Raw genomic sequence first — 18,065 nt, forward strand, 5'->3', positions numbered from 1 at the left:
TGGTCGCATGACGGTACGTCGGATCATGGGCACCGAGGTCGAATACGGCATCTCCGTGCCCGGTCAGGCCGGAGCCAACCCGATGGTCACCTCATCGCAGGTGGTCAACGCCTATGGGGCTCGCCCCGAACTCAACCGGGGCGGGCGTGCCCGGTGGGACTACGAGGAAGAGTCGCCGTTGCGCGACGCGAGAGGCTTCACCTACTCGGGTGCCGCCTACGACCCCGCCGAGGCGCTCGCCGACGAGGATCTCGGCCTGGCCAACGTGATACTCACCAACGGCGCCCGGCTCTACGTCGACCACGCGCACCCCGAATACTCCACCCCCGAGGTCACCACACCCCGAGACGTGGTGCGGTGGGACAAGGCCGGTGAGCGGGTGATGGCCGAGGCGTCCCGCCGCGCCGCCACCATCCCCGGCAGCCAGCCGATCCACCTCTACAAGAACAACACCGACAACAAGGGCGCCAGCTACGGCGCCCACGAAAACTACCTGATGCGCCGCCAGACGCCGTTCGCCGACATCGTGGCGTACCTGACGCCCTTCTTCGTCACCCGGCAGATCGTCTGCGGCGCCGGGCGCGTCGGCATCGGTCAGGACGGCGGCCAGAGCGGGTTCCAGATCTCCCAGCGCGCCGACTTCTTCGAGGTCGAGGTCGGCCTGGAGACCACCCTCAAGCGTCCGATCATCAACACCCGCGACGAGCCGCACTCCGACGCCGACAAATACCGTCGGCTGCACGTCATCATCGGCGATGCCAACCTCTCCGAGATCTCCACCTACCTGAAGGTCGGCACCACCGCGCTGATCCTCACCATGATCGAGGAGAAGGCGCTCGGGGCTGACCTCGGCATCGCCGACCCGGTCAGCGAGCTGCGCGCGGTCAGCCACGACCCCACCCTGACGCACCGCATGCGCCTGCGCGACGGCCGTCGGCTCACCGCCCTCGACCTCCAGTGGGCCTATCTGGAGCGGGTCCGGTCCTTTGTCGACGACCGGTACGGCACCGACGCCGACGAGCAGACCATCGACGTGCTCGACCGCTGGGAGAGCGTCCTGGACCGGCTGGGACGCGACCCCATGCTCTGCGCCGACGAGTTGGACTGGGTGGCCAAGCTGCGGCTGCTGGAGGGCTACCGGGAGCGGGAGAAGCTCGGTTGGGGCTCGCACAAGCTCCAACTGGTCGACCTGCAATATTCCGACGTCCGACCGGAGAAGGGCCTCTACCACCGCCTGGTCAGCCGGGGAGCGATGAAGACGCTACTCACCGACGACGAGACCCGCACCGCCATGACCGAGCCCCCGGAAGACACCCGGGCCTACTTCCGCGGCCGCTGCCTGGCCCAGTACGCCTCCGAGGTGGTCGCCGCGAGCTGGGACTCGGTGATCTTCGACGTGGGCCGGGAGTCGTTGGTCCGGGTGCCGATGATGGAGCCGGAGCGGGGCACGCGGGCACACGTGGGCGCGCTGTTCGACCGGTGCGCCAGCGCCAAGGACCTGCTGGAGACGTTGACCGGGGGCTGATTCGAGATTTGCCGCCCACCGTGTGCCGTAAGCCGGCGCGCGGCGGGCTTTTCGTCGCCCGCGCGAGGTAAGTTCATCGCAGACGATCGTGGAGGAGGCAGCTGTGGCCACTCATGACAGCGGCGGGCAGTCGCAGTCCGGCAAGTCCCGTCAGGGCGAGGAAATCGAGGACGTCACCACCGAGGCCAACCCCGAGGTGGCCGAGCGGCACGCCGAGATCACCGAGGACGTCGACGACCTCCTCGACGAGATCGACTCCGTCCTCGAAGAGAACGCAGAGGAATTCGTGAGGGGTTACGTCCAGAAAGGCGGCCAATAGGGGTAAATGTCCGATTTGAATGACCCGTCGGGCAAGGCGTGCCCACAGTGCAAGAGGATGCTGTCTCACACGGAGTTTCACCGTGATCGGCGACGGGTGGACGGTCTTGCCTTCTACTGTAAAACGTGCGCCAACGAGCGTTCGGCGGCGAGTCGACGGAAGCGGGGCATCGCTGCGCAGAAAGAGTCACCCAGGCCGGTGGGTGAGAGTCTCAAGTGGTGTCCGGACTGCGAACAGATCAAGCCGCTGGACGATTTCCCCACCAACACCACCAGGGCCAGTGGTCGGCACAGTTACTGCAAGCCCCGCCACAATGCCCGCGGCAAGGAGACGGCGCAACGGCTGTACGGGGGTAACCGCGAGTACCACCTGCAACGGCGGTACGCGTGGGCGAGAAGGAGTTTCAGGAGCTCCTGGCCGAGCAGGGCGGGGTCTGCGCGATCTGTCGGGGCGCGGACCCACAACATCTGGACCACGATCATCGCACCGGATGGGTGCGCGGGATACTCTGCTTCAACTGCAACGGTGGTCTTGGCCAGTTCCGTGACAGTCCCACGAGGCTGGCCAGGGCGATCACGTACCTGAGAGGAACCACGTGGCAGCGGGCTTTGATCCATCCGGGCGTCTACCAGATGTGTTCACCAACGCGGGGACGTCCTCCTTCACGACGTTCCTGAGTCGGGTGGCCCCCGAGATGCTGCCCGGTCGGCGAGCGCTGCCGCCGGGCATGGCCGCCGACCTGGCGCCGCACGCGACCACCATCGTGGCCATCACGGCCGCCGAGGGTGTGGTGATGGCCGGCGACCGGCGGGCGACCATGGGCAACCTGATCGCCCAGCGCGACATCGAGAAGGTGCATCCGGCCGACGCGTACTCGCTGGTCGGCATCGCGGGCACCGCGGGCATCGGGATCGAGCTGATGCGGCTGTTCCAGGTCGAGCTGGAGCACTACGAGAAGATCGAGGGCGCGATGCTCTCGCTGGACGGTAAGGCCAATCGGTTGGCCTCGATGATCCGGGGCAACCTGGGCGCGGCCATGCAGGGGCTCGCCGTGGTGCCGCTCTTCGCCGGCTTCGACCTGGCCGCCGCCGACCCGGCGCGGGCCGGTCGGATCTTCAGCTTCGACGTCACCGGTGGCCCGTACGAGGAGACCGGCTACGACGCGATCGGCTCCGGCTCGCTGTTCGCCAAGTCCGCGTTGAAGAAGCGGTTCCGGGCCGGCCTGTCGGTGGCCGACGCGACCCGGCTCGCCGTCGAGGCCCTCTACGACGCGGCCGACGACGACACCGCGACGGGCGGCCCGGACCTGACCCGGCGGATCTACCCGGTGGTGATGACCGCGACCGCCGAGGGCACCTACCGGCTCACCGACGCCGAGACGGCGGCGATCGCCGAGAGCGTGGTCTCCGGTCGGATGGAGAACCCGGGCGGTTGAGCCCCGTCCACCCCCACCAGCCAGCAGTCGTCAGCACAGCGCCGTAAGGAGAACCGCCGCCGTGGCAATGCAGTTCTACGCCTCGCCCGAACAGATCATGCGCGACCGTTCCGAGCTGGCCCGAAAGGGCATCGCCCGGGGGCGCAGCGCGGTGGTCCTGAGCTACTCCGGCGGGGTGCTCTTCGTCGCGGAGAACCTCTCCAGCGCCCTGCACAAGGTCAGTGAGATCTACGACCGGATCGGCTTCGCCGCTGTCGGCCGTTACAACGAGTTTGAGAACCTGCGTCGGGCCGGTGTGCGGATGGCCGACCTGAACGGGTTGAGCTACGACCGCCGGGACGTGACCGGGAGGGCGTTGGCCAACGCGTTCGCGCAGACCCTGGGCGCGATCTTCACCGAGCAGTCGAAGCCGTTCGAGGTGGAGATCTGCGTGGCGGAGGTCGGGGCCACGGCCGACGACGACGAGTTGTACCGGCTCACGTACGACGGCTCCGTCAACGACGAGCCGGGGCGGATGGCGATGGGCGGCCAGGCCGAGGCCATCACCGGTGTGCTGAAGGCGAATCACCGGGCGGACATGTCCCTCGGTGAGGCGGTGAAGGTCGCGGTGCAGGCGCTGGGCAGCGCCGGCGGCGAGGGTGGTGCGGCGCGGACGATCGCCGCGAACCAGCTCGAGGTGGCGGTGCTGGACCGTCAGCGGGTCGGTCGGACGTTCCGGCGGATCACCGGGGCCGCGCTGACCGCACTGTTGGACGGCAAGGAGGCGCCGGCGGCGACCGACGAGCGGGACACACCCACCGTGCCGACCGCCGAGGCGGGTAAGCCGACCAGTTCGGCGGGTTCGGCCGATCTGGAGGATCGTCCGGGGCAGGCCGACAGCTGATCGTGTGCCATGCAGAAGCGCCGGGACCGCGAAACGGTCCCGGCGCTTCTGTGTCGTCTGTCCACGTCGGCGGCGCTGTCCGCGCGCCGGTCGGGTCAGCGGCGCTGGAGCAACGGTCGGGCGAGGGCCCAGTAGCCGGCGGCGACCGCGTTGAAGATGCCCATGCCGGGGGGCGAGTCGACGTTCGAAGGGGCGACCCGGGCGGTCATCAGCTCGGCGATCACTCCGTCGGGCACGGTGCGTTCGGTCTGGAGTTGGCGGCGGCGCGCGCCGACCCAGGATCGGTTGCGCCACAACCAACCCCAGCCGCGGGTCTTCTGCTTGGTCCAGCCTCCGGCCAGCGCGGCGGCGAGCATGGCGGCCTCGGTGAGCAGCAGCATCGGTGCGAGCACCACCAGCGTCCGGGTCTGGTACGCGGTGAGCAGGGTGACCAGCCGGTTGCGTTCCACCAGGTAGAGCTTCAGGTCGTTGCGGGAGAACTCGTAGTGGTGGCGTACCACGGCGTCCGGGACGTACTCCAGCCGCAGGCCGCGTTGCCAGAGCCGCAGGCTGAGTTCGGTGTCTTCGTGGTAGGCGAAGTATTCGGCGGCGAAGCCGTCGAGCTCCTGCCACCGCTGGCGGCTGATCACGAAGCAGCAGCCGCTGAGCGAGGGCACGCTGGTGCGTACGGCGTGGGCGGTGGCGGGTTCGCCGTTGCCGCCTGCCCAGGACAGCCCGGTGAAGTGCAGCGGGTTGCCGGAGGTGTTGATCAACTCGGGGGTGTCGGCGAGCCGGATGGAGGCCATCGCGGCGCCGACGCCCGGTTCGGCGGCGACGGCTACGGTCTTGGCGAGGGCGTCCGGGGCGACGATGGCATCGGAGTTGACGAAGGCGAGCCAGTCACCGGTGGCCTCGGCGGCGCCGACCCGGCAGCCGCCGGAGTAGCCGGTGTTCTGTTCGGGGCGGACGACCCGCACCTGCGGGAAGCCCTTGACGATGTCGATGCCGTCGCCGGTGCAGCCGTTGTCGACGACGACCAGGTCGATGTCGATGTCGGTGCTGGCCAGGATGGCTTGGGCGGCGTCGACCAGGTACGGCTCGGCGCCGTAGGCGAGCATGACCGCGGTCACCTGTGGGCGGGTCATCGGATGCCTCCGGATACGGCGGGGGTGGCGGCGTCGGTGAAGGGCCGGGTGGGGGGTCGGCGAATGCCGCCGCGTAGCAGCACCGCCATGGTGGCGGCCACGATGACGGAGCCGATGGTGTAGGCAAGCTCGACCCGGAGGATCACCGGGGCCGGGAGCAGCGTGACGATGATCAGGGCGGCGACGCCGACGGTCCAGGCGAGGGCCTGGGCGCGGTGCCGGTCGAGGGCGAGGAGGGCCTGGCCGAGCACCATCGCCCAGAGATAGGCGAGCGTGGCGGCGGCCAGCCAGGCGAAGTCGCCGTGGCCGAGGACGCCGGGGGCGTCGAAAAGCACGCCGACCAGCCACGGGCCGAGCAGCACGGCACCGACGGCCCCGGTGAGGCCGAGCGCGGTGACGATGCCCACCGCCCGGCGCAGCAGGCCGTAGAAGCCGGCCTGGTCGCCGGTGGTGGCGGTCGTGGCCAGGCCGGGCAGCAGTGAGGCCTGCATCGAACCGAAGACGAACAGAGGGATGCGGACCAGCACGAGAGCGGAGAGCAACGCGCCGGCGGCCGCGGTGTCGGACGGGGCGAGCAACTGCAGGTTGATCACGCCGACGTTCACCACGACCTGGGAGAGCAGGCTGGACGCGGTGAGCAGCCCGAGGCCGCGCAGGAGGGTGGCCCAGGCGACCGGTGGACCACCGCCGATGGCGCGCAGCACTGGCGGAAGGGTGAGCAGCACGCTGGCCAGCGGGGCGACGACGAGCACGACGCCGTACCAGATGGCGGAGGTCACGCCGGCCAACCCGAGCAGGGCGACCATGACGATGCGCAGCCCGCCGTCGATGCCGAGTTGGGTGCCGTACCAGGGAAAGAGCTGCAGGCCGGAGAGGACGCCGCGGGTGGTGTAGGCGACGGCCATCGCGGCGAGCGCGCCGACGAGCACGGTGACCATGGTGCCGTCGCCGTGGAAGAGGTGGTCGGCGAGGAGTTGGCGGCCGGCGGTGACGGCCAGCACCAGCACGGCGAGCATCGCGGCGGCGACGGTGACGCCCCGGGCGAGCACCGGCCCGGGGGGGAGCCCCTGGCTGTGCCGTGCGGCGACGACTCGGGCGACCTCCTGCTCGATCGGCATGAAGATGCCGATGCCGAGGGTGAACACGATCGACCAGAGCACCGACAGACGGTTGTAGTCGGCCCCGCTGAGGCTGTGGCCGGCGACGGCGAGGTGGACGTAGGAGGCGAGGCCAAGAAGACCCAGCCCGGCACCAACAGCGATGGTGCCGGGCGGGATCAGGCGTAGCAGGCGACTGATCACCGGCGAATGAGCGCCAGCGTGAGGACGGCGAATGCGCGACCGAGGTAGATCATCGCCCGGGCGGGGGAATGGCTGGGCGTGCCGGCCATCCGCTTGCGCATGGCGACGGGCACCTGCTGGATGCGGTATCCGCGTCGGGCGGTGTGCACCAGGGTCTCCACCGTGTCACCGAGGTACTCGGCCGGGTACCAGCCGGCGAACATCTCGATGACCCGCCGGTTGGCGGCCCGGAACCCGGAGGTGGTGTCGGTGAGTTTGGTGCGGGCGACCTTGGACAGCACGGCGGAGAGCATCACCATCGCCCAGCGGCGGGGGCCGCGGACGTTGTAGTCGCCCTCGCCGGCGAACCGGGCGCCGATGACCAGGTCGTTGTCGTCGAGCAGGTCGACGAGCTTCGGGACGTACCGCGGGTCGTGCTGACCATCGGCGTCGATCTGGATCGCGACGTCGTAGTCGTTGTCGCGGGCGTAGCGGTAACCGAGGCGCATGGCACCGCCGACGCCGAGGTTGTACGGCAGTTTGGCGACGCGGGCGCCGGCGGCCACGGCGACGGCCGCGGTGCGGTCGGTGGAGCCGTCGTCGACGACGAGGACGTCGACGCCGGGCAGTTCGCCGCGGACCTCGCCGACGACGTCGGCGATGGAGCCCGACTCGTTGAGAGCCGGGATGATGATCAAGGTGCGCTTGCCGTTAACCATCGGTGGACACCAGTTCGTCTCGGGCTGCCCGGTCCGCGTCGAACTGTGCGCGGAGCAGGGCGAAGTCTTCGGCCAGGGTGCGGGTCTCTTCTTCGAGGGCGCTGACCTCCCAGCTCAGGTGCACGCACACGAGCAGCAGGAAGACGATGCCAAGGAAGAGCACCAGGCTGACACCGGAGGCGACGCCGAGGAGCTCAGCGACGTTGTCGAGCAGCCGGGGGAACAGGGACAGCGGGATCACGACAACCAGAACGGCGAGCCAGAGCATGCCGTACTTCTCGCGTAGCTGACGGCGGCGCAGCAGCTCGACGATGGTGCCGAGGAGCAGCAGGCCGGTCAGGCCGGTGACGAGGGTGAGCTTCATGCGACCTTCCACGGGGCGGGTGGAGCGGGGGAGTGGAACGCGTCAACCAGGGCGCTGTGCCAGTCGGGAAGCGGCGGCAGACCCGCGGCCGCCCAGCGGCTGTGCCCTAGCACACTGTACGCAGGCCGGGTGGCGGGACGCGGATACCGGTCACTGGTGGTGGGTCGGATCCGGTCCGGATCCAGCCCGGCCAGCGTGAACGCGGCGCGGGCCAGCCCATACCACGTCGTCTGCCCGGCGCAGGTGCCGTGGTAGACGCCCGGCGTCGCCTTTCCGGCCAGCGCCGCGTCGGCCAGCGCGACCAACCGCTCGGCGAGCGTGTACGACCAGGTGGGCTGGCCGTGTTGGTCGTCGACCACGTCGAGGTGTTCGTGCTGGGTGGCGAGCCGGAGCATGGTGGCCACGAAGTTCGGGCCGTGCGCGCCGTAGAGCCAGGCGGTGCGCACGACGTACCCGGTGTCGGGCAGCAGTCGCGCGACGGCCTCCTCGCCGACCAGCTTGCCGCGTCCGTAGGCGTTGACCGGCGCGGTGGGGGCGTCCTCCGGGTAGGGGGTGTCCGCGTTGCCCGCGAGGACGTAGTCGGTGGAGACCTGGATCAGCCGAATCCCGTCGGCGGCGCACGCCGCGGCCAGGTTGGCCACGCCCCCGCCGTTGACGGCGGTCGCCGCGGCCTCGTTGGTCTCGGCGCCGTCGACGTTGGTCCAGGCCGCCGCGTTGATCACGACGTCGTGGCCGGTCACCGCGTGGCGGGCGGCGGCGGGGTCGGTGATGTCGAGGTCGGCGCGGGTGGCGGCGGTCACCTTGAGGTCGGGCCGGGCCGCCAGAACGGCGACCAGGTCGCGCCCGAGCATGCCGCCGGCACCCGTGACGAGAATCCGGCTCATGCGGTCGGGGCCGCCTTCAACGGTTCCCACCAGGCGCGGTTGTCGCGGTACCAGGCGACGGTGTCGGCGAGGCCTTGGTCGAGGGTGATGCTGGGGCTGTAGCCGAGTTCCTGGTGGATTTTGGTGATGTCGAGGGAGTAGCGGCGGTCGTGGCCCTTGCGGTCGGTGACGGGCACGACGCGGTCCCAGCCGGCGCCGCAGGCGTCCAGGAGGCGGCCGGTGAGTTCTTTGTTGGTCAGTTCGGTGCCGCCGCCGATGTTGTAGACCTCGCCGGGGCGGCCTTTCTGTTGGACCAGGGCGATGCCGCGGCAGTGGTCGTGGACGTGTAGCCAGTCGCGGATGTTGCCGCCGTCGCCGTAGAGGGGGACGGTGGCGCCGTCGAGGAGGTTGCTGACGAACAGCGGGATGACCTTCTCGGGGTATTGGTAGGGGCCGTAGTTGTTGGAGCAGCGGGTGACGACGACGTCCATGCCGTGGGTGCGGTGGTAGGCCAGGGCGAGCAGGTCGGAGCCGGCCTTGGAGGCGGAGTAGGGGGAGTTCGGGGCCAGGGGCCAGGTTTCGGTCCAGGAGCCCTCGTCGATGGAGCCGTAGACCTCGTCGGTGGAGACGTGCACGAAGCGGCTGGTGTGGTGGCGCAGCGCGGCGTCGAGGAGGGTCTGGGTGCCCAGCACGTTGGTGGTGACGAACGGCGCGGCGCCGGCGATGGAGCGGTCGACGTGTGATTCGGCGGCGAAGTGCACGATCACGTCGTGGTCGGCGACGACGTCGTCGACCACGACCGGGTCGCAGATGTCGCCTTGGACGAACCGCAGCCGCGGGTCGTCGCGGACGGGGTCGAGGTTGGCCAGGTTGCCCGAGTAGGTCAGTTTGTCGAGCACGGTCACGACCGTCGGCTCCAGTGGCGGCACGCCGTCGGCACTGCCGAGGGGCTTGCCCAGCAACAGGCGAACGTATTCCGACCCGATGAATCCGGCTCCGCCGGTGACGAGGATCCTCACGGGTCGGGGAGTCTACGCGAAGTCAGGTGCTGCGGGTGGGGCATGACCCCCCCGCGCGTTCGGCGTTTGTGCCGCTAGGCTCTTCCGGTGCGTGGAATCCTACTTGCTGGCGGCACCGGCTCCCGGCTCTGGCCGATCACCCGGGCGGTCTCGAAGCAGCTGATGCCGGTCTTCGACAAGCCGATGGTCTATTACCCTCTCTCCACCCTGGTGATGTCCGGGGTCCGGGAGATCCTGGTGATCACGACTCCGGACGACCAGGACCAGTTCCGCCGGTTGCTCGGCGACGGCAGCCAGTTCGGGCTGCGACTGGAGTACGCTGCCCAGGAGCGCCCGGAGGGCATCGCGCAGGCGTTCATCCTCGGTGCCGACTTCATCGGCGACGAGTCGGTGGCGCTGGTCCTCGGCGACAACATCTTCCACGGTGTCGGCCTGGGCCGGCAGCTCGCCGCGCACGGCGACCCGGTCGGCGGGCGGGTCTTCGCCTACCAGGTGGCCAACCCGCAGGAGTACGGCGTGGTCGACTTCGACGACACCGGTCGGGTGCTCTCGATCGAGGAGAAGCCGGCCCGGCCGAAGTCCCGCTACGCGGTTCCCGGCCTGTACTTCTACGACAACCGGGTCGTGGACATCGCCCGCAAGCTGACCCCGAGCGCCCGCGGCGAGCTGGAGATCACGGCGGTCAACGAGGTGTACCGGGAGACCGGCGAGCTGTCGGTGACCGTCCTGGACCGCGGGACCGCCTGGCTGGACACCGGCACGTTCACCTCGATGATGCAGGCGGCCGAGTTCGTCCGGGTCGTCGAGGAGCGGCAGGGGCTGAAGATCGGCTGCGTCGAGGAGGTGGCCTGGCGGGCCGGCCTCATCGACGACGACCAGCTGCGGGCGCTCGCCACGCCGTTGACCAAGAGTGGTTACGGTGACTACCTGCTCGGCCTGCTGGCCGAGCCGAACGGCCAGCACGGGGGCGCGTGGTGAAGATCCGGGAGCTGAGCATCGAGGGCGCCTGGGAGATCAGTCCCCAGCAGCACGGCGACCCGCGGGGCATGTTCATGGAGTGGTACCGCTTCGACAAGCTCGCAGAGGCGGTCGGGCACCCCCTGCGGTTGGCCCAGGCCAACATGTCGGTCTCGGCGCGAGGCGTGGTGCGCGGCATCCACTTCGCCGACGTCCCGCCCGGGCAGGCGAAGTACGTCACCTGCGTGCGCGGAGCGGTCCTCGACGTGATCGTGGACCTGCGGGTCGGTTCGCCGACCTTCGGCCGTTGGGAGGGCGTCCGGCTGGACGACACCGACCGCCGTGCGGTCTACCTCAGCGAAGGGTTGGGGCACGGCTTCTGCGCGCTGACCGACGACGCGACGCTGAGCTACCTCTGCTCGACCACCTACAACCCGACCGGTGAGCACGCGGTGCACCCGCTGGACGAGGAGTTGGGCATCGAGTGGCCCGCCGACGTCCCGCTGCTGTCCGCGCGCGACGAGGCGGCGCCGACCCTCGCCCAGGCCCGCGAGCAAGGTCTGCTGCCGGAGTACGACACCTGCCGGCGGTTCGTGGCGAGCCTCGGGCCGGACGGAATGTCGCACTCAACCGGTATGTGACCGCGCCCGGAGCACGACCTGTGGTGTGACAGTGACGAACCGGGCCTCCGGGCGGCTAATGTCACACCATGGAGCGGCGAATCTTCGGCCTCGAGACCGAGTACGGCGTCACCTGCACCTATCGCGGGCAGCGGCGGCTGTCCCCGGACGAGGTCGCGCGCTATCTGTTCCGGCGCGTGGTTTCCTGGGGTCGGTCGAGCAACGTCTTCCTGCGTAACGGGGCCCGTCTCTACTTGGACGTCGGGTCGCACCCGGAGTACGCGACACCGGAGTGCGACTCGGTGACCGACCTGGTCGCCCACGACCGGGCCGGCGAGCGGATCCTGGAGGGCCTGCTTGTCGACGCGGAGAAGCGACTGCACGACGAGGGCATCGCGGGTGAGATCTACCTGTTCAAGAACAACACCGACTCGGCCGGCAACTCGTACGGCTGCCACGAGAACTACCTGGTCTCCCGACACGGCGAGTTCGGCCGGCTCGCCGACGTGCTCATCCCGTTCCTGGTCACCAGGCAGTTGATCTGTGGGGCCGGCAAGGTCCTGCAGACCCCGCGCGGCGCGGTCTACTGCCTGTCGCAGCGGGCCGAGCACATCTGGGAGGGTGTCTCCTCGGCGACCACCCGCAGCCGACCGATCATCAACACCCGCGACGAGCCGCATGCCGACGCCGAGCGCTACCGGCGGCTGCACGTGATCGTCGGTGACTCCAACATGAACGAGGTCACCACGCTGCTCAAGGTCGGCACCGCCGACATCGTGCTGCGGATGATCGAGGCCGGGGTGGTGATGCGCGACCTGTCCCTGGAGAACCCGATCCGGGCGATCCGGGAGGTGTCGCACGACATCACCGGCCGGCGCAAGGTGCGACTGGCCAACGGCAAGGAGGTCAGCGCCCTGGACATCCAGCAGGAATACCTGGCCAAGGCCACCGAGTTCGTCGAGCGCCGGGGTGGCGACCAGGCCGCCAAGCGGGTCGTCGAGCTGTGGGGTCGGGTGCTCAACGCGGTGGAGACCGGTGACCTCGAACCGGTCTCCCGGGAGATCGACTGGGTCAGCAAGCTGCGGCTGATCGAGCGCTACCAGCGCAAGCACGACCTGCCGTTGTCGCACCCCCGGGTGGCACAGATGGATCTGGCCTACCACGACGTGCGTCGCGGGCGTGGCCTCTACGGGTTGTTGGAGCGCCGCGGCGAGGTCGATCGGGTGGCCACCGACCCGGAGATCTTCGAGGCGAAGGAGACCCCGCCGCAGACCACGCGGGCCCGGTTGCGCGGCGAGTTCATCCGGCACGCGCAGGAGAAGCGCCGCGACTTCACCGTCGACTGGGTGCACCTGAAGCTCAACGACCAGGCGCAACGCACAGTGCTCTGCAAGGACCCGTTCCGGGCGTACGACGAGCGGGTGGAGCGGCTGATCGCGAGCATGTGACCGGTGTGCCGGCCCCGGCGGCGGCGTGAGCCGACGGGGCCGGTCGCCCCGGCGCACCGTGCGGTTAAGCTGAGCGCGCCATGACGACTTCTGGACCTTCCGACCGCTCCGAACGCGGCGAGCGGCAGAACTGGGTCGAACGCCGGCGGGAGAAGATCCGCGCCGAGATCGACCGTAACCGGCGCGGTGAGTACACCGTGCCGACGTGGGTGCTGGCCCTGGCCCTGGCCCTCATCGTGGGCGGCTGGCTAGCCCTGATCTTCCTGGCCTAACCCCCTCCCCCCACCCCCCGGGTGCCGCCCTACCCCGCTCGACCCTGCGTCGATCATGGAGTTGTGGTGGCGGAGAAATGCCGTCTATCGCCAGGATCCGGGCACCACGACTTCATGATCGACGGAGTGGCGGGTGAGAGCCGGAGCGGCCCGGGCGGGGAGGTAGGGGTTCAGGGGAGCTGGGTTACCGCGTGGCGGCCGGCGGCGGCCGCTGCCAGGAAGTACGCGTGGTCGGCGTCGAGACCGCGGCCCATCGTGGACAGCGGCACGGCGCTGGACCGCAACGCGGCGTCGAGACCCGCGGTGGGCACCCGGACGATCCGGTGTCGGGTCATCAGGGGCGCCAGCGACGCGTCCACCTCGGCGGCGAGTGCCGGATCCAGGTCCTCGGGCACCACCAGGTCCGCCGGGGCGAGCGCCACCCGGCCGTACGCGGTCAGGCTGTGGTGCGACACACCCCGGTGCCGAGGTCGGGGATCGGCGTCGGAGATGCGCAACGACCCGACCGCCCGGCCGCCCAGCGTGGCGATCGCGTTGATCGCCTCACCGACCGCGACGCCGGAGAAGCCCCACCGGGTGCCGGTGCCCAGGTTGCCGGGCCCCTGGGCCACGATGGCCACGTCGGCGCCCAGTACGTGCCGGGCGGCGAGCAGACCGCCGTGCAGTGTGGTGGCTTCGAGGTCGCCGCCGAAGGACTGCCCGACGGTGATCGTGCCGGCCAGTTCCTCGCGCAGCCCGGCGAGGGTGCGGGAGAACCAGGCGGGCAGCGCCCCGCCGTCGGTGAGCAGGTACGCCACCCGCGCCTGCGGGGCGTCGGCCCGGATGCCGGCCAGGATCGCCGGTAGCGCCGAGTGCAGGTCGGCGGTGACCACCGGCAGGCCGCCCAGGTCGTCCGCGTCGGCCAGCACGTCGCGGTGCGGTGACGCCTCCTCGTCCACGCCCAGCAGGATCGGTTGCAGCGGCGTGTAACGGGCCTTCACCAGGTGCCCGGCATCCCGGCTGTCGCCGACCGACGCGGGGTCCGGCGGCAGCCGGTCCGGCAGGGCCACCACCAGGGCGTACCCGCCGGTGCCCAGCCCCATCAGCAGTGCGCCGGCGTTGAGCAGCACCCGGTCGCCGGGCTCGGGCGTACCGACCAGCTCGGGGTAGGCCAGCGCCCGCATGCGTGTGCCGTCGGGCAGGTCGACGTCGAGTTCCACCGCCCCGGTCCACTGCCGTCGCAGCGTCGCCACCGTCCCCGTACGCCATCGCACCATGACGGGCACGCTAGCCGCGCGGGCCCGACGGCCCGCGTCCGGGTGCGCTGGTGGCGTGGATCAGGTCGGTTCGGCGTCGCCGCCGGCGTCCGGGTTCGGCGTGGCCTGGGTGTGCCGGGCGGTGCCGGTGGCCCCCGGCAACGAGCGGGTGGGATCGAGGAAGACGAAGCGGATCTCGCGGTACCGGCCGGTGAGCCGCCGTTCGGCCTCGTCGGCGGTGGCCTCGATCTCCGCGCCGGTCGCCTCGTCGCGGAAGTCGACCTTCGCGGCGACCAGGATGTCGTCCGGGCCGAGCTGCATGGTCAGGAGGGTGTCGATGCGTTCCACCTCGGGCAGCCCGGCCAGTTCCTGCTCGATCTCCTGGCGCAGCCGCTCCGGAACCGCCCGGCCGACCAGCAGCGACAGGTTGTTGGCGGCGAGGATCCCGGCGACCGCCAGCAGCAGCAGCCCGATCAGGATCGACGCGATGCCGTCCCACAGCTCGTCGCCGGTGGCGTGCGACAGGCCGACGCCGAGCCCGGCCAGCAGCAGACCGATCAGGGCCGCGCTGTCCTCCAGGAAGACGGCCTTGACGGTGGTGTCGGCGGTCAGTCGCAGGAACCGTCGGGGCGTGGTCTGCCAACGTTGGGACTCACGGCGAACCTGGCGCACTGCCCGGGTAAGGGAGATCGACTCGATGACGAACGACACCCCGAGCACGATGTACGAGATGAGGTAGTCGCCGCTGTGCTCGTGCACCAGGATCGTGGTGACGCCGTGGGTGACGGCGAAACCGGCGCCGGCGACGAAGGTGAACATGGCCGCGAAGAACGCCCAGACGTAGCTCTCCTTGCCGTACCCGAAGGGGTGCCGTTGGTCCGCCGGCCGGGAGCCGCGGCGTAGCGCCTGGTAGAGCAGCACCTCGGTGGTGGTGTCGGCGAACGAGTGCGCGGCCTCGGAGAGCATCGCGGCCGAGCCGGAGACCACCCCGGCGATCAGCTTGGCGATCGCGATGGCGAGGTTGGCGGCGCCCGCGACGATCACCGTGCCGACGCTCTCGCTCTCTGGCCTGGCCTCCGCCTGCGACATGAGGCCCACCCTATGACCGGAGACGGCGGCGCGCCGGGGGAGCACCGATCCGAACAAGTGTGCGGCACGCCCGCGCGGGTGCACGTCGTGGGCGCGTCGGCTGCTAGCGTCTACCGCGTGTCGCGGACCCGCACCGAACGCCTGGTCAACCTGGTGATCTGCCTCCTGTCCACGCGACGGTTCCTGACCGCCGCGCAGATCGCCGCGACCGTGCCCGGTTACGAGCATGATCCGGACGACGCGCGCGACCACGAAGCGTTCCAGCGCAAGTTCGAACGGGACAAGGCCGAGCTGCGCGAACTGGGCGTGCCACTGGAGACCGGCACGGCGAGCGCCTTCGACGCCGAGCCCGGTTACCGGATCGCCCACCGCGAGTACGCGCTGCCCGACATCCTCCTGGAGCCCGACGAGGCCGCCGCCGTGGGCATCGCCGCACGGCTGTGGCAGCACGCCGGGTTGGCCGCCGCGGCGTCGTCCGGGCTGGCCAAGCTGCGCGCCGCCGGGGTGGACGTGGACCCGCAGGCCACCCTCGGCCTGGAGCCGATGGTGACCGTCGACCCGGCGTTCGCGCCGTTGACCGCCGCCGCACGGGACCGCCGCGAGGTCGGGTTCGACTACCGGGTGCCCGACCGGGACGCGCCGACCCGTCGGCGGTTGCAACCGTGGGGCGTGGTCTGCTGGCGCGGCCGGTGGTACGTGGTCGGCCACGACCAGGACCGGGAGGCGACCCGCTGCTTCCGGCTGTCCCGGGTCGTCGGCGCGGTCCGCGTGACCGGCGCGCCCGGCGCGTACGAGCCGCCGGCAAACGTCGACCTGATCAGCCACGTGGCCCGTTGGTCGGGTCCGGTGGAGCGCACCGGCCGGGCCACCGTCCTGGCCGCGTCCGGTCGGGCCGCCGGGCTGCGCCGCTGGGCGGTCGAGGTGACCACCGGCCCGGACGGCGACCGGTTGGTCCTGCCGTACGCGGATCCGGACGGGCTGGCCGGCCATCTCGTCGGTTACGGCCCGGACGTGCGGGTGCTCGACCCGCCGGAGGTCCGCGAGGCCGTCATCCAACGACTCAAGGAGATCGCCGTCCGACACGACGAGCTGGCCGTGAGCGGAGGTGCCCGATGACCCGCCCGACCGCCCGGGGCGGCTCCCGCGCCTCGGCGGACCGGTTGGCCCGACTGCTCAACCTGGTGCCCTACCTGTTGGCCCGGCCCGGCATCGAGATCGCCGAGGCGGCGGGCGACCTCGGCGTGACCGAGCGGCAGCTCCGGGAGGACCTGGAGCTGCTCTGGGTGTGCGGGTTGCCCGGCTACGGTCCCGGTGACCTCATCGACATGGCGTTCGACGGTGACCGGGTGACGATCACCTACGACGCCGGCATCGACCGGCCGCTGCGGCTCACGCCGGACGAGGCACTCGCGTTGGTGGTGGCGTTGCGGATGCTCGCCGAGACGCCCGGCGTCGCCAATCGGGAGGCCGTCGAACGGGCCCTGGCGAAGATCGAGGACGCGGGGGACCTGGTGGGCGCGCCGGTGGCGGTCCGGCTGCCGGGGGACACCCGGCGGGTCGAGGCGCTTCGTGCCGCCGTGGAGGGCGGGAAGGCGCTGCGGATCACCTACTACACCGCCGCCCGGGACGAGACCACCGACCGTGTCATCGACCCGCTGCGGGTGCTGATGGTCGGTGGTCGGGCGTACGTGGAGGCGTGGTGTCGGCGCGCGGAGGCGGTCCGGCTGTTCCGCGCCGACCGGATCGACGCCATCACCGAGCTGGACGAGCCGGCCACGGTGCCGCCGCAGGCCGTGCCGCACGACCTCACCGAGGGGGTGTTCCGCCCGTCGCCCGACCTGCCGCTGATCACGCTGCGCATCGGTCGCAGCGAGCGGTGGATCACCGAATATTATCCATGCGAGCGGGTGGAGGCCGGCGACGGCGACCAGTGGCTCGTCTCCCTGCGGGTCACCGATCTGCTGTGGGCTCGCCGGTTCGTGCTGGGTCTCGGCCCGGAGGTCACCGTGGTCGCCCCGGCCGAGCTGGCCGAACAGGTCCGGGCGACGGCCGCCGCGGCCCTGGACGCGTACGCCGTGCCCGCGCCCACCACGGCGCCCCGGCGACCGGAGGCCGACCGGGACGACGCACCGTCGGGTGACCGGGCGGTGGCCGGCCACACCCAGTAGGCTGACCGCCGTGCTGATCTGGATCGTGCTCGCGCTGGTGCTGCTTCCTCTCGTGGCGCTCGCGCTGGCCGTGCGCCCGGTGCTGGCCCGGTTGCCTCAGCTGCGCCGCGCGGCCGTGGCGTTGCAGCGGCGGGCCGGTGAGGCCGAGGCGCTGCGCGACACCGCCGAGACGCTGCAGCAGCGGGCCGAGGGAGTTCAGCGTCAACTCGACACCGCATCCCGACGGCTCGCGGTGATCAAGGCCAAGCGCGGCTGACCGACCCCTCGTCCGGCGGCTGTTGACGGATCATCCCGGGTTGGTCAAGACTTCACCCTCCCGGCCAAACCACCACCACCCGGCGGGTGGCGGGCAGCCGATCCGCACGTACGATGGGCTGCGTACCACCCCCTCGGACACAGACCGACTGGAGCTTCTCATGGGTGCCCTCAAGCCGTGGCACATCGCTGTTCTCGTGGTTGTGCTGATCCTGCTCTTCGGTGCGAAGCGGCTCCCCGACGCGGCCCGTTCGCTGGGTCGGTCGCTGCGGATCATCAAGGCGGAGACCAAGAGCCTGCAGGACGACGACCGCGACCTCGCCGAGAAGGCCGACGCGCAGGCCGGCTACCAGCCGTTGCCGCCGCACGCCGGGCAGCAGGCGCCGTACGCCGGGCAGCCGCAGCAGCCGCCGTACCAGCAGGCGCCGCCGCAGCAGCCGGTCGCCGACCCGGTGCACCGCGTCCGCGACAACTGACCGAAGGGCACCAC

The 18,065-nt window shown here is 70.8% G+C and carries 21 protein-coding genes; 13 read left to right on the forward strand and 8 right to left on the reverse strand.

The annotated features are described in order from the left end of the window. Positions 1–7: 7 nt before the first annotated feature. From dop to prcA, 5 genes are all read left to right on the forward strand, one after another. Positions 8–1,525 (forward strand): depupylase/deamidase Dop, encoded by a 1,518-nt coding sequence (dop, locus tag O7631_RS21870; protein WP_347403518.1) that lies wholly within the window; start codon positions 8–10, stop codon positions 1,523–1,525. A 103-nt stretch (positions 1,526–1,628) separates the two neighbouring features. Beyond that, positions 1,629–1,844, forward strand: a complete 216-nt coding sequence (locus tag O7631_RS21875; RefSeq protein WP_030332902.1) for a ubiquitin-like protein Pup — start codon at positions 1,629–1,631, stop codon at positions 1,842–1,844. Between the two features lie 386 nt (positions 1,845–2,230). Further along, positions 2,231–2,521 (forward strand): endonuclease VII domain-containing protein, encoded by a 291-nt coding sequence (locus O7631_RS21880; protein WP_278145941.1) that lies wholly within the window; start codon positions 2,231–2,233, stop codon positions 2,519–2,521. Continuing rightward, positions 2,440–3,279, forward strand: coding sequence for a proteasome subunit beta (prcB, locus tag O7631_RS21885; RefSeq protein ID WP_278145942.1), 840 nt, complete (start codon positions 2,440–2,442; stop codon positions 3,277–3,279). Before O7631_RS21880 ends, prcB begins: the two co-directional genes overlap by 82 nt. A 61-nt stretch (positions 3,280–3,340) precedes the next feature. After that, entirely contained in the window at positions 3,341–4,162 is an 822-nt protein-coding gene (gene prcA, locus O7631_RS21890) for a proteasome subunit alpha (RefSeq protein ID WP_269678779.1), read from the forward strand. Positions 4,163–4,257: 95 nt separating this feature from the next. Here prcA and O7631_RS21895 read toward each other — a convergent pair whose 3' ends face one another. Genes O7631_RS21895 through rfbB form a run of 6 tightly spaced genes read right to left on the reverse strand, consistent with a single transcriptional unit; the run spans position 4,258 to position 9,531 of the window. Continuing rightward, on the reverse strand, positions 4,258–5,286 hold the full coding sequence (locus O7631_RS21895; RefSeq protein ID WP_278145943.1) for a glycosyltransferase family 2 protein: 1,029 nt from the start codon (positions 5,284–5,286) through the stop codon (positions 4,258–4,260). After that, positions 5,283–6,587: a polysaccharide biosynthesis protein gene (locus tag O7631_RS21900; protein ID WP_278145944.1), complete on the reverse strand. Its 1,305-nt coding sequence runs from the start codon at positions 6,585–6,587 to the stop codon at positions 5,283–5,285. The genes O7631_RS21895 and O7631_RS21900 overlap by 4 nt, the downstream gene beginning before the upstream one ends. Further along, positions 6,584–7,285, reverse strand: coding sequence for a glycosyltransferase family 2 protein (locus O7631_RS21905; protein WP_278145945.1), 702 nt, complete (start codon positions 7,283–7,285; stop codon positions 6,584–6,586). Before O7631_RS21905 ends, O7631_RS21900 begins: the two co-directional genes overlap by 4 nt. Then, positions 7,278–7,649, reverse strand: coding sequence for a DUF2304 domain-containing protein (locus tag O7631_RS21910; RefSeq protein WP_278145946.1), 372 nt, complete (start codon positions 7,647–7,649; stop codon positions 7,278–7,280). The genes O7631_RS21905 and O7631_RS21910 overlap by 8 nt, the downstream gene beginning before the upstream one ends. After that, positions 7,646–8,533, reverse strand: a complete 888-nt coding sequence (rfbD, locus tag O7631_RS21915; RefSeq protein ID WP_278145947.1) for a dTDP-4-dehydrorhamnose reductase — start codon at positions 8,531–8,533, stop codon at positions 7,646–7,648. The genes O7631_RS21910 and rfbD overlap by 4 nt, the downstream gene beginning before the upstream one ends. Then, entirely contained in the window at positions 8,530–9,531 is a 1,002-nt protein-coding gene (rfbB, locus tag O7631_RS21920; RefSeq protein WP_278145948.1) for a dTDP-glucose 4,6-dehydratase, read from the reverse strand. Before rfbB ends, rfbD begins: the two co-directional genes overlap by 4 nt. Before the next feature lie 87 nt (positions 9,532–9,618). Between rfbB and rfbA the strand changes: the two genes are divergently transcribed. The 4 genes from rfbA (at position 9,619) to O7631_RS21940 (ending at position 12,828) form a co-directional block, all read left to right on the forward strand. Beyond that, positions 9,619–10,509 carry a glucose-1-phosphate thymidylyltransferase RfbA gene (gene rfbA / locus O7631_RS21925; protein ID WP_278145949.1) on the forward strand — a complete coding sequence of 297 codons (891 nt, stop codon included), beginning with the start codon at positions 9,619–9,621 and terminating at the stop codon, positions 10,507–10,509. Further along, the gene (gene rfbC / locus O7631_RS21930) at positions 10,506–11,129 is read left to right on the forward strand and encodes a dTDP-4-dehydrorhamnose 3,5-epimerase (RefSeq protein WP_278145950.1); all 624 of its coding nucleotides are present in this window, start codon (positions 10,506–10,508) and stop codon (positions 11,127–11,129) included. The genes rfbA and rfbC overlap by 4 nt, the downstream gene beginning before the upstream one ends. Positions 11,130–11,197: 68 nt before the next feature. Further along, positions 11,198–12,556, forward strand: coding sequence for a Pup--protein ligase (gene pafA, locus O7631_RS21935; RefSeq protein ID WP_088989658.1), 1,359 nt, complete (start codon positions 11,198–11,200; stop codon positions 12,554–12,556). A gap of 80 nt (positions 12,557–12,636) precedes the next feature. Then, entirely contained in the window at positions 12,637–12,828 is a 192-nt protein-coding gene (locus tag O7631_RS21940) for a hypothetical protein (RefSeq protein WP_088989657.1), read from the forward strand. Between the two features lie 170 nt (positions 12,829–12,998). Here the strand turns inward: O7631_RS21940 and O7631_RS21945 are convergent, their stop codons facing one another. Beyond that, the gene (locus O7631_RS21945; protein ID WP_278145951.1) at positions 12,999–14,084 is read right to left on the reverse strand and encodes a DUF3866 family protein; all 1,086 of its coding nucleotides are present in this window, start codon (positions 14,082–14,084) and stop codon (positions 12,999–13,001) included. Positions 14,085–14,144: 60 nt separating this feature from the next. After that, complete coding sequence (locus tag O7631_RS21950; RefSeq protein ID WP_278145952.1) at positions 14,145–15,152, reverse strand: cation diffusion facilitator family transporter; 1,008 nt, start codon at positions 15,150–15,152, stop codon at positions 14,145–14,147. 117 nt (positions 15,153–15,269) lie between these two features. Here O7631_RS21950 and O7631_RS21955 point away from each other — a divergent pair, with 117 nt between their 5' ends. The 4 genes from O7631_RS21955 to tatA all read left to right on the forward strand — a co-directional run bounded on the left by O7631_RS21955 (position 15,270) and on the right by tatA (position 18,051). Then, on the forward strand, positions 15,270–16,268 hold the full coding sequence (locus O7631_RS21955; protein WP_269678790.1) for a WYL domain-containing protein: 999 nt from the start codon (positions 15,270–15,272) through the stop codon (positions 16,266–16,268). Beyond that, positions 16,265–17,320 carry a YafY family protein gene (locus O7631_RS21960; RefSeq protein ID WP_278145953.1) on the forward strand — a complete coding sequence of 352 codons (1,056 nt, stop codon included), beginning with the start codon at positions 16,265–16,267 and terminating at the stop codon, positions 17,318–17,320. Before O7631_RS21955 ends, O7631_RS21960 begins: the two co-directional genes overlap by 4 nt. Before the next feature lie 10 nt (positions 17,321–17,330). Then, positions 17,331–17,576 carry a hypothetical protein gene (locus O7631_RS21965; protein ID WP_278145954.1) on the forward strand — a complete coding sequence of 82 codons (246 nt, stop codon included), beginning with the start codon at positions 17,331–17,333 and terminating at the stop codon, positions 17,574–17,576. A gap of 160 nt (positions 17,577–17,736) precedes the next feature. Beyond that, positions 17,737–18,051 carry a Sec-independent protein translocase subunit TatA gene (tatA, locus tag O7631_RS21970; RefSeq protein WP_145781988.1) on the forward strand — a complete coding sequence of 105 codons (315 nt, stop codon included), beginning with the start codon at positions 17,737–17,739 and terminating at the stop codon, positions 18,049–18,051. Positions 18,052–18,065: the final 14 nt, after the last annotated feature.

It is taken from the genome of Micromonospora sp. WMMD967, from assembly GCF_029626165.1.
Lineage (GTDB): Bacteria > Actinomycetota > Actinomycetes > Mycobacteriales > Micromonosporaceae > Micromonospora > Micromonospora taraxaci.

What these genes read in the sequence shown, in the direction of transcription:
- dop (WP_347403518.1), top strand. Translation starts at nt 8, where the DNA reads ATGACGGTACGTCGGATCATGGGCACCGAGGTCGAATACGGCATCTCC.
- O7631_RS21895 (WP_278145943.1), bottom strand. Translation starts at nt 5,286, where the DNA reads ATGACCCGCCCACAGGTGACCGCGGTCATGCTCGCCTACGGCGCCGAG.
- O7631_RS21905 (WP_278145945.1), bottom strand. Translation starts at nt 7,285, where the DNA reads ATGGTTAACGGCAAGCGCACCTTGATCATCATCCCGGCTCTCAACGAG.
- O7631_RS21910 (WP_278145946.1), bottom strand. Translation starts at nt 7,649, where the DNA reads ATGAAGCTCACCCTCGTCACCGGCCTGACCGGCCTGCTGCTCCTCGGC.
- rfbD (WP_278145947.1), bottom strand. Translation starts at nt 8,533, where the DNA reads ATGAGCCGGATTCTCGTCACGGGTGCCGGCGGCATGCTCGGGCGCGAC.
- pafA (WP_088989658.1), top strand. Translation starts at nt 11,198, where the DNA reads ATGGAGCGGCGAATCTTCGGCCTCGAGACCGAGTACGGCGTCACCTGC.
- O7631_RS21940 (WP_088989657.1), top strand. Translation starts at nt 12,637, where the DNA reads ATGACGACTTCTGGACCTTCCGACCGCTCCGAACGCGGCGAGCGGCAG.
- O7631_RS21945 (WP_278145951.1), bottom strand. Translation starts at nt 14,084, where the DNA reads ATGGTGCGATGGCGTACGGGGACGGTGGCGACGCTGCGACGGCAGTGG.
- O7631_RS21950 (WP_278145952.1), bottom strand. Translation starts at nt 15,152, where the DNA reads ATGTCGCAGGCGGAGGCCAGGCCAGAGAGCGAGAGCGTCGGCACGGTG.
- O7631_RS21960 (WP_278145953.1), top strand. Translation starts at nt 16,265, where the DNA reads ATGACCCGCCCGACCGCCCGGGGCGGCTCCCGCGCCTCGGCGGACCGG.
- tatA (WP_145781988.1), top strand. Translation starts at nt 17,737, where the DNA reads ATGGGTGCCCTCAAGCCGTGGCACATCGCTGTTCTCGTGGTTGTGCTG.